This is a genomic window from Dietzia massiliensis (genome assembly GCF_018390595.1).
Taxonomy (GTDB): Bacteria; Actinomycetota; Actinomycetes; order Mycobacteriales; family Mycobacteriaceae; genus Dietzia; species Dietzia massiliensis.
In genome coordinates, this window is record NZ_JAHBAV010000093.1 from 1 (window position 1) to 6,156 (window position 6,156).

The 6,156-nt window shown below is 71.8% G+C and carries 7 protein-coding genes and 1 pseudogene; 3 read left to right on the top strand and 5 right to left on the bottom strand.

Annotated elements, in window-relative coordinates; translation table 11 throughout:
- The coding region (locus tag KHA85_RS15795; protein WP_213186541.1) for a TetR/AcrR family transcriptional regulator at positions 1–376 on the bottom strand (376 nt) is incomplete at its 3' end.
- Positions 377–534: 158 nt separating this feature from the next.
- Between KHA85_RS15795 and tgt the strand changes: the two genes are divergently transcribed.
- Complete coding sequence (gene tgt, locus KHA85_RS15800) at positions 535–1,818, top strand: tRNA guanosine(34) transglycosylase Tgt (RefSeq protein WP_213186542.1); 1,284 nt, start codon at positions 535–537, stop codon at positions 1,816–1,818.
- Positions 1,819–1,856: 38 nt separating this feature from the next.
- Positions 1,857–2,504: a hypothetical protein gene (locus tag KHA85_RS15805; RefSeq protein ID WP_213186543.1), complete on the top strand. Its 648-nt coding sequence runs from the start codon at positions 1,857–1,859 to the stop codon at positions 2,502–2,504.
- Here KHA85_RS15805 and KHA85_RS15810 read toward each other — a convergent pair.
- The 3 genes from KHA85_RS15810 to gluQRS all read right to left on the bottom strand — a co-directional run bounded on the left by KHA85_RS15810 (position 2,492) and on the right by gluQRS (position 4,706).
- Positions 2,492–2,857: a CHY zinc finger protein gene (locus KHA85_RS15810; RefSeq protein ID WP_213186544.1), complete on the bottom strand. Its 366-nt coding sequence runs from the start codon at positions 2,855–2,857 to the stop codon at positions 2,492–2,494. The two genes, KHA85_RS15805 and KHA85_RS15810, sit on opposite strands and share 13 nt — an antisense overlap.
- On the bottom strand, positions 2,854–3,648 hold the full coding sequence (locus KHA85_RS15815) for a queuosine precursor transporter (RefSeq protein WP_438802064.1): 795 nt from the start codon (positions 3,646–3,648) through the stop codon (positions 2,854–2,856). Before KHA85_RS15815 ends, KHA85_RS15810 begins: the two co-directional genes overlap by 4 nt.
- Positions 3,649–3,782: 134 nt before the next feature.
- The gene (gene gluQRS, locus KHA85_RS15820) at positions 3,783–4,706 is read right to left on the bottom strand and encodes a tRNA glutamyl-Q(34) synthetase GluQRS (protein ID WP_213186546.1); all 924 of its coding nucleotides are present in this window, start codon (positions 4,704–4,706) and stop codon (positions 3,783–3,785) included.
- Positions 4,707–4,792: 86 nt separating this feature from the next.
- Between gluQRS and KHA85_RS15825 the strand changes: the two genes are divergently transcribed.
- Positions 4,793–5,149, top strand: a complete 357-nt coding sequence (locus tag KHA85_RS15825; RefSeq protein ID WP_007627805.1) for a 4a-hydroxytetrahydrobiopterin dehydratase — start codon at positions 4,793–4,795, stop codon at positions 5,147–5,149.
- Between the two features lie 41 nt (positions 5,150–5,190).
- Here the strand turns inward: KHA85_RS15825 and KHA85_RS15830 are convergent.
- Positions 5,191–6,015 (bottom strand): annotated as a pseudogene (locus KHA85_RS15830) (NADH-quinone oxidoreductase subunit N); the annotation flags it as partial.
- Between the last annotated feature and the right edge of the window lie 141 nt (positions 6,016–6,156).

Consider the following 6,156-nt stretch of genomic DNA (forward strand, 5'->3'; position numbering starts at 1 on the left):
CGTCGACGACCTGCTCCAACGCGGGGTCCACCGCCCGGCCCGAGCGCAGGACCGCCACGTAGTTGTCGCGCCGACGCTGGATGTAACGGACCAGCGCCGTGACGATCGCGCGGGTGCAGTCCTCCGCGCTGGTGCCCTCCGGGACCTCCGTCAGCGACAGGACGTGATCGGCCGCCGCCCGGACGACAGAGGTGAGGTAGTCCAGCTTGGTGGGGAAGTAATGGAACAGCAGGCTGCGGGACACACCGGCCCGCTCCGCCACGTCATCCAGGGACAGGGCATGGAAAGGCACCGTCTCCAGCAGCCGGATTCCCAACACGACCAGTTGCGAACGGCGTTCCTGCTTGGAGAGCCGTCGTCCTCCTGTTGCGGTCATGGCACACCTCGTCGTCGTACTCATCGACGCGCGCGTCGCGCCCCCCGGCGCCGACACCCACGTCCCCCCGGCGCCGACACCCACGTCCCCCCGGCCGACGCACAGGCCCATCTTAGGGTCACGTCCACGATCACGGACCGACATGCCACGATGGAGTGATGCCCGACAGCGCCACGCCCGACACCCGCCCCACCACCTTCGACGTGGGGGAGCGGATGGTTCTCGACGGCACCGCCGGCGGACGCACCGGCGTCATCCACACGCCCCACGGCGACATCGCCACCCCGGCGTTCATCCCGGTCGGCACCAAGGCGACGGTCAAGACGCTCACACCCGAGCAGGTCCGCTCGACCGGCGCGCAGGCGGTGCTGGCCAACGCCTACCACCTGTACCTGCAGCCCGGGCACGAGATCGTCGACGCCGCCGGCGGTGTGGCTGAGTTCATGCGCTGGGACGGGCCCACCTACACCGACTCCGGCGGGTTCCAGGTGATGAGCCTGGGCGTCGGGTTCAAGAAGGTCATCGAGATGAGCGCGGGCACCAAGGCCGCCCCCGACGACTCGGCGACCAACAAGGGGCAGGGACGCCTCGCGAAGGTCGACGAGGACGGCGTCACCTTCACCTCCCACCTCGACGGGTCGCGGCACCGCTTCTCGCCCGAGGTGTCCATGCGGATCCAGCACTCGCTGGGGGCCGACATCATCTTCGCCTTCGACGAACTCACCACCCTGATGAACACCCGCCGGTACCAGGAGAACTCGGTGGAGCGGACCCGCCGGTGGGCGCAGCGCTGCCTCGACGAGCACGAGCGGCTGTCCACCGAGCGGACGCACCGGCCGGGGCAGTCGCTGTGGGGAGTGGTCCAGGGCGCGCAGTTCGAGGACCTGCGGCGCCAGGCCGTGCGCGGGCTCGTGGAGATGAGCGAGCGCGCCGAAGAGCAGGGGCGGCGCGGGTTCGGCGGATACGGCATCGGCGGCGCGCTGGAGAAGGAGAACCTCGGCACCATCGTGGGTTGGTGCACCGAGGAGCTGCCCGAGGACCGGCCGCGGCACCTGCTGGGCATCAGCGAGCCCGACGACATCTTCACCGCCGTGGAGAACGGCGCCGACACGTTCGACTGCGTGGCGCCCACCCGGCTCGCGCGCCACGGCGGGATCTACACGCTCGACGGGCGGGTCAACATCACCCGCGCGCAGTTCCGGCACGACCACACCCCGCTGGATCCGGAGGGGCCGTCCGAGGTCTCGCGCGAGTACAGCCGCGCGTACCTGCACCACCTGTTCAAGGCCAAGGAGTTCCTCGGCTCCACCCTGTTGACCCTGCACAACCTCGCCTTTGTTGTGCGACTCGTCGACGAGGTGCGCGCGGCCATGGCGGCAGGACCCGACGAGTACGTGGCGTACAAGGAGCAGTTCCTGGGGCGGTACTACGCGGGGCGATGACCCGGACGCCGAGCCGCCGCGGATGGGAGACTGGACGCATGACGGACGACCGTAGGCTGACGCTCGACGAGGACCTGGCACGACGAACGCCGTACGGACTTCATCCGGACGTCAAGACCGGGGCGCTGGCGGAGGTCAGCGAAGCGGCGATGGACGCGGCGTTCAACCTGCTGGACAAAGCGTTGAACAGAATGGTCGACGGGGACGAGCAGCGGGCCGCGACGCTGATCTCACGCGCCGCCTCCCTACCGTTCGACGAGCACCTTCGGCTCTGGCCTGGTCCCTTCACGGCCGATCAGATGCTGTTCGACTTCCTCTGCAACGTCGCCGAGACCGCGTCTCTGGATCAGCAACACCCGGACGACGACGGCCACCTCGACCAGCTCTACGACGACGTCGCCCGCGTGGTTCCGCTGCTCGACGCCCGGGAGGGTGCGGTCTACAGGGACATCGTCGAGACGATCGTGTCCGACGCGGTGATGCTCGGGATTCCCCGCGACGTGGCGGGGGTCCTGGCCGATGCGGTCAGGACTCTTCCCGACCCGGAGACGGCGGAACGCGCGCTCGACCTCGGCCGCGGCGCCGACGTCGCCCGGCGGGAGGACCTCACGCGGCGGGAGCTCGGTGTGCTGTGCACAGTCATCACGGCGATGAACGAGGCCGACGGGGCGCCTCACTCGAAGTAGATCGAGTGGTGCAGGGAGCAGCCCGGGTTGAACGGTGACGTGCACGACGGGCAGGAGTCGGCCTCCAGGTAGTCGCTGATGGAGAGCGTCGACCGGCACACCCCGCACAGGATCGCGCGGGTGTCGAACCGATCCGCCGGCCACGCCGTGACCGGGTGGTCGACGGCCTCGGCGTGGCAGCGGAAACACGGGTAGAACTCGCCGCAGCAGTGAAAACGGATCGCGACGATGTCCAGCGGGCTTCGATAGTGGACGCAGCGGGTCTGGTCGTCGACGGTCGCGCCGAGGACCGTCACGGCGGGCGGGCTGCCGTGGGGCGGGTTCTCGTCGGTCGGGAGGTCGGGCGGGGTCATGCCGCCGATTGTGACAGGGCCGACCCCGATAGTGCGGCCTGGTAGCTGGGCTCGCGCTTCTTGACCCACGCGATGACTAGGTACGTCACGGGCAGGAGCACCGCCTCGACGAGGGTCTTCCAGACGAACCCGATGACGACGTAGTTCCAGTAGTCACCCGACCAGAGCGCCATGCCCAGTGCTGGGGCGGCGATCGTGCAGAAGACCATCGTGTCGGCGAGCTGGCCGACCACGGTCGAGCCCAGCAGCCTCGCCCACAGACTGCGCTCGCCGGTGCGCCGCTTCATCCACACGAGGACGTACGAGTTGAGCAGCTCGCCCACCACGTACCCGGCGAGTCCCGCGAGGAAGAACTGCGGGACGAGCCCGGCGACCGCCTCGAACGCGTCCTGGTTCTCGTAGAACGGCGCGGCGGGCAGGTGCACGGTGGCCGTGAAACTCAACGCGGCCAGGGCGAGGACCGCGAACCCCGACAGCACGACCTGCCGCATCGCGCGGAAGCCGTACACCTCGCTGATCACGTCGCCGAGCACGTAGGCCAGCGGAAAGAGCAGGAAGGCGCCGTCGGTCACGAGCCCGTCGACGGACAGGAACCCGAGCTGGAACGACAGGTCGGGGAAGAGGAGGACGCCCTTGGTGCCGGTCACGTTGCTGATGAGCATCACGCCGACGAACAGGGCGATGAGATAGCCGAAGTAGGGGCTGCCGACGGTGGCGAACGCCGCGCGGGCGGGGCCGGGGGTCTGGGTGCGGTCGGGAGTCTGGGTGCTGCGCGCCGGCTCGGGAGTGATCCCGTCCGGCCGCCCAGTCCCTTCGGATAGCCCGGTCCCGCGCGGGTCCCGGGGCTCGGGGGGCTGCAATGAAGTGGTCACGAGCGACGATTATCCGGGCAGACGCGCGCCCGCGACGAATCCGGCCCGCGGGGTCAGGCCACCACCCAGGGACCGGATCGCAGGGACTCTGCCGTGACCACCCCACGCAACGCCTCGATCGAGTCCGCGCCCTCCGGCCCGCCGAGCGAGGCCACGATCCGGGCGATCGCGGTCCTCGTCGTCGTCCCCTCCTGCGCCAGGTCGGCCAGGGTCACCGCGCCGTCCCGCTTCGCTAGCCGCTCGCCGGCGGCGTTCACCGCGAGCGGCACGTGGACGTACTGCGGATGCGGGAGGCCGAGCAGATCCGCGAGATGCGCCTGGCGGGGCGTCGAGGAGAGCAGGTCCTCGCCGCGGACGACCTGGTCCACGCCCTGCTCGGCGTCGTCGACCACCACCGCCAGGTTGTACGCCCACACGCCGTCGCCGCGGCGCAGCACGACATCGTCGACGATCCCCGTGTACGAGCCGTGGACGAGGTCGGTGATCGTCAACTCGTCGACTGTCGCGCGCAGTCGCAGCGCCGGCACCCGGCCCGGACCGAGCGCCGCGCGGCGACGCTCACGCTCGGCCTCCGGCAGGTCCCGGCACGTCCCGGGATAGGCGCCGGGCGGGGAGTGCGGCGCGCGCGGGGCCTCGGCGATCTCCCTGCGCGAGCAGTAGCACTCGTAGACCAGGCTCTGGTCGGCCAGCTGGTCGGCGGCCGCGGCGTAGGCGTGCGAGCGCGCGGACTGCCACATGACCTCGCCGTCCCAGTCGAGGCCGACAGCCGCCAGGTCCGCCAGCTGCCGCTCCGCCACCCCGGGCCGGGAGCGCGCGGCGTCGAGGTCGTCGACCCGCATCCGGAACGACCGCCCCGAATCCCGCGCCAACACCCACGCCGCCACCGCCGTGCGCAGGTTGCCCAGGTGCAGGTCGCCGGACGGACTCGGTGCGTAGCGGCCGGCGCCGGGCGGGAGGAGGCTCGCGGGGGTTTCCACGTCAACAGGGTAGGTGGGGTGGTCGTGGAGGGGCGGGGCCGCGCGCCAGGAACGTCCGCCGCGCGGCGAGGTGCCAGACTGGAGGCATGAGCGCAGACGCCGACAACGCCCGCCCCGACGCCGACGATCAGACCCGCCTCACCGAGGAGCAGATCGCCGAGGGCCTCGCCGACCTGCCCGGCTGGGCCCTGTCCGAGGGATCGCTGACCTACACCGCCGTGTGCGAGTCGCCGCAGGCCGCGATCGACCTGGTCGCCGCCATCGGCCAGGCCGCCAACTCGCAGAACCACCACCCCGACCTGCTGTGGAGCTACGACGAGGTCACCCTCGACCTGCGCAGCCACGACGTGGACGGCGTCACCCGGCGAGACCTGCGGCTGGCGCGGTCGATCTCGGCGCTGTCCGGTGAGTTCGACGCGACCCCGCTCGGCCTGGGGGAGTAGGGGCCGGCGTCGGCGGCGCCGGGGGCCGGACGCGACGCGGCCTACCCGGCGAACACGGCGGCCGCCTCGGCGAGGTCGAGCAGCGGCTGCGGCATGACCCCCAGCAGGACCGTCACGATCGCCGCGGCCGCCACCACGGCGAGTGTGAGCGGCCTGGCGGCGAACGCCACCTCGCCGGTGCCGCCCGCCGCGCCGGTGCCCGCCGCGCCTGTGCCCGCGCCGGTGCCTGCGCCGTCGAGCGGGCCGGAGTCGCGGAAGAACATCACCACGATCACCCGGATGTAGAACGACGCCGCGATCGCGCTGGTGAGCACGCCGATCACCACCAGGCTCACCGCGCCGCCGGCCACCGCCGCGGAGAACACGGCGAACTTGGCGATGAACCCGCTCGTCAGCGGGATACCGGCAAGCGCCAGGAGCAGCAGGGCGAACGCCCCCGCGACCAGCGGTTGACGGCGACCGAGTCCGGCCCAGGCGCGCAGGTCGGTGATCTCGGCGCCGTCGGTGTCGCGGACGAGCCCCGCCACGGCGAACACGCCGACCGTGCTGATGGCGTAGGCGGCCAGGTAGAACAGCGTGGCGGACGTCCCGGCGGCGGGCGGCCCGAGCACCCCGGTGAGCAGGAACCCCGCGTGCGCGACGGACGAGTACGCCAGCAGGCGCTTCACGTCGTTCTGCGTGACGCCGACGACCGTGCCGACGATCATCGTCAGCGCCGCGATCACCCACAGCACCGGTGCCCAATCGGCCTCCAGCCCAGGGACGGCGACGTGGAAGAAGCGCAGGATCGCCCCGAACGCGGCGAGTTTGGTGCCGGCGGCCATGAACGCGGTGATCGACGTGGGCGCGCCCTGGTAGACGTCCGGCGGGCCGCCGGGGCGGCGCCGACCCCGCCGCGGCCGAAGCGCGGCAGGCGGTACGGGCCGGCGACCGGCTTGCCGGGCCCCTGGACCCCCCGGGCCCCCCCCGCCACGACGTGACCGGCCTCGAGCAGTCGTTCGGCGTCG

Coding starts and splice junctions, on each gene's coding strand:
- tgt (WP_213186542.1), top strand. CDS start 535: ATGCCCGACAGCGCCACGCCCGACACCCGCCCCACCACCTTCGACGTG.
- KHA85_RS15805 (WP_213186543.1), top strand. CDS start 1,857: ATGACGGACGACCGTAGGCTGACGCTCGACGAGGACCTGGCACGACGA.
- KHA85_RS15810 (WP_213186544.1), bottom strand. CDS start 2,857: ATGACCCCGCCCGACCTCCCGACCGACGAGAACCCGCCCCACGGCAGC.
- KHA85_RS15825 (WP_007627805.1), top strand. CDS start 4,793: ATGAGCGCAGACGCCGACAACGCCCGCCCCGACGCCGACGATCAGACC.